The following is a 3,357-nucleotide window of genomic DNA, read 5'->3' as shown; positions in this document are numbered from 1 at the left end:
GATGCTCCGTACGACGCTCCGGACGACGCCCTCGCGCCACCGCCGCCGTCCCCCACGCCCGACCTCCCGCCCGCGGACGCGGTCGCGGGCGCTGCGACGCACCCCCCGACGCCGACGCCCCCCGCGCCCGACCCGTGGTTCGACGGCGGCTGGACGGCGCCCGCGCCGCGGCCGGCTTGGCACGGCGCAGGAAGGCGCGACGACGCCGATCCGCTCGACGCGCCCGACGACGAGGCCCGTCTCGCCGGCATCGCCGACGACCTGCTGGCCGAGGGCCAGCTGTCGGGGGACGGCACGATGCTCGCCGACGTCCTCGCCGACAGCGACCACGGATCCCGCCGGGCGCGCCTGCGCGCCCTGATCGCCGCTGGCGCCACCGAGGACACCATCTACGTCGCGTGGGCCGTCCGCGAAACCTGGAACGCCACCCACCCGTACGCGACCGGCCTCTCGCTCGGGTGGAACGCCGCCCACCGCATCGCGGACGCCTTCCACGGCTACCCCAGCGCCGACGAAGTCCTCGCGGTCCTGGAACCCCTGGAGCACGCCTACCGCCACGCACGACGCCGGTTCGGGAGCTACCCAGGCCCGTTCGAGGCGTTCCTGTCGGAGGTGTTGGACGCCGACTTCGGGAACGTCCCGGCGGGCGACGACCTCGCCCTTCGGCTCGGTCTGCGGGTGGCGTCGGAGTGAGCGCACCTCCGACCGGCGCGCACGTCCAGCGCGCGGACGACGTACTCGGCGTCGTGCGGGAACGCCGGCCCGACGACCCGGACCACGTCGCCCGGGTCACGTGGGCCGACGCGCCGCAACGCGCCGACCGCGTCGCGATCGGTGGCCTCCGGCCGCACCTCGCATCCGGCATGCAGGTCGAGCACGTGCCGCGATCGGGGGCCCCCTCCTGGGGGACCGGGACCGTGCAGGCGGTGGAGACGCCCGGGGGCCGGACCCGCGCCCTCGTCGACTTCTGGCTGCAGGAGCGACGCACCTGGCTCCCCTGGACGGCCCTCCGGCAGATCCCGCCGGTCGAGACCGCCTACCAGAAGGTGACCGACGCCGCCCAGACCGACCCGGAGGGGTTCAGGCTCCGCAACCTGGCGTTCGCCCTCGACCGTTGGCACGCGAACACCGGTGCGCTGTCACCGCTGGACATCGACCCGCTCCCCCACCAGATCCACGTCGCGCACACGATCCTCACGTCGGGGAACCTGAACTGGATGATCGCCGACGACGTCGGCCTGGGGAAGACGATCGAGGTCGGCTTGATCGTGGCGGCGCTCATGGCGCGGCGGTACCGACGCTTCCTGTTCGTCGTGCCCGCCGGCCTGACGCGCCAGTGGAAGGACGAGCTGCGCGACAAGTTCGACGTCGCCGACGCGATGATCTACGGCGACGACTTCGCGATCGACGACGCCCGCCAGTGGAAGGCGTTCGACCGCGTCATCGTCTCGATCGACCGCCTCAAGGCCGACGCCCATCTCGACACGTTCCTCTCCGCCGACGATTGGGACCTGATCATCTTCGACGAAGCCCACCGCCTCGGGCGCGAGGAGACCGGCCGCACCTACGGAACGACCGCCCGCTACCGCGCCGCCGCGGCGCTCCGCGCACGCACCGAGGCGGTGCTCCTCCTGACCGGCACGCCGCACCAGGGGAAGGACGACAAGTTCCGCGCCCTGCTCGAACTCCTGCGCCCCGGCCCGGAAGCCAAACGCCAGTTCGTCCGCCTCCGGCACCACCCCGAGATCCTCGAGGGCCTCGTCCTCCGCAACCGCAAGGCCGACGTGACGGACGCCGACGGGACGTTCGTGTTCCGCGGCAAGGACGTCCGCACCGTCGAGGTCCCCGAGACCGACCTGGCGGCGGACTTCGAGGACGCCCTCCGCGCGTACGTGCGGGAGGGCTACGGCGTCACCGGTGGATCCGACTCGACGCGGCGCGCGATCGGGTTCGTGATGACGACCTACCGCAAGCTCGCCGCCAGCAGCTACGCCGCCATCCACCGGGCCCTCGTGCGACGGGCGGCGCGCCTGCGGGGCGAAGCGATCGACGACCGGTCCGACGACGCCCCGGAGGACGAACGCTACGTCGAGCAGGACGAACGCGAATCCGCCGCCGCCAAGCGACGCGACGAGTTCTTCACCGGGGAGGCCGACCGGCTCCGGCGCCTCATCGACCTGGCCGAACGCCTGGTGGAGGACGACGCGAAGGTCGCCTGGCTCCTGGACGAGGTCGTGGCGCGCCACGAGGCCGAAGACCGAGACGGCAAGCTGTTGCTGTTCACCGAGTACCGCACGACGCAGGAGCACCTCACGCGCGCCCTCGAGGCGCGCTACGGCGCCGGGTCGGTGGCGGTCATCCACGGCGGCCAGAGCCCGTCCGAACGACGACGCCAGATCGACGCCTTCCACGCCGACGCCTCCTTCATGATCTCGACCGAGGCCGGCGCGGAGGGCATCAACCTCCAGCGCGCCTGCCACGTGATGGTGAACTTCGACCTCCCCTGGAACCCCATGCGGCTCGTGCAGCGCGTCGGCCGGCTCTACCGCTACGGGCAACGCAAACGCGTGCAGGTCGTGAACCTGCGCTCGCCCGCCTCCGCGGACGACGACGTGGTCGCCAAGATGTACGACCGCCTCGAATCGATCGCCACCAACCTCGCGCACGTCGGGGGCTACGAGGACGGTCGCGAAGGCCTCCAGGACGACATCCTCGGCAGCCTGGTCGGCAACCTGGATCTCGACGTCGCGGAGGTGCTCGCCGCCGCGGAGGGCGACGAACACCCCGCGCAGGAGCGCATCGACGCCGCGATCGCCCGCGCGCAGGAGGCCGCCAAAATGCGCGACGACCTGCTCGAGTACGCGGGCCGCTACGACCCGAGCGACTTGGCGGACGACCTGCCCCTCGACGTCGAGCACGTCAAGGCGTTCGCGGAGGGGGCGTTCGCGCGCGCCGACGTCCGCATCACCGCCCGTCGCTACGGCGGCGACGTGTGGGACCTGCACCTACCCGAGGCCCTCCGGGATCACCTGCGCCTCAGGACGAACGTCCGCATCGCCTTCACGCGCCCGGCGGCCCGCACCCGCGACGCCGCCTCGTTCGGTCCGGACCACCCCCTCTACCAGGTCATGCGCGACCACTTCACCCTCCACAAACCCGACACCCTCACGGCGCCCCTCGCCGGCGCGGACGGACGGCTCGCCCTCACCACCGTCCTCCGCTGGAACGACGACCGGGGTCGCCGCGTGCGCGACGAGTACGTCGCGGCGGTGCTCCGTGGCGACGGGGAGATCGTCCTCAACCCACCCGACTGGGCCGACGCCCTCCTCACCCCCGCCCCGGCGGCGACCGGCCCCC

At 72.9% G+C, this 3,357-nt stretch carries 2 protein-coding genes; both read left to right on the top strand.

Annotated features, from left to right (window positions below):
• A partial coding sequence (locus RI554_10940) for a hypothetical protein (protein ID MDR9392528.1) occupies positions 1-693 on the top strand: 693 nt, incomplete at its 5' end.
• Positions 690-3,357 (top strand): SNF2-related protein (locus tag RI554_10935; protein ID MDR9392527.1); only part of this gene is annotated, 2,668 nt, incomplete at its 3' end. The genes RI554_10940 and RI554_10935, both read left to right, overlap by 4 nt.

Source organism: Trueperaceae bacterium (assembly GCA_031581195.1).
GTDB lineage: Bacteria > Deinococcota > Deinococci > Deinococcales > Trueperaceae > SLSQ01.
Note: the sequence above shows the minus strand (reverse complement) of the source record. Positions and strands in the feature narration are given on the sequence as shown.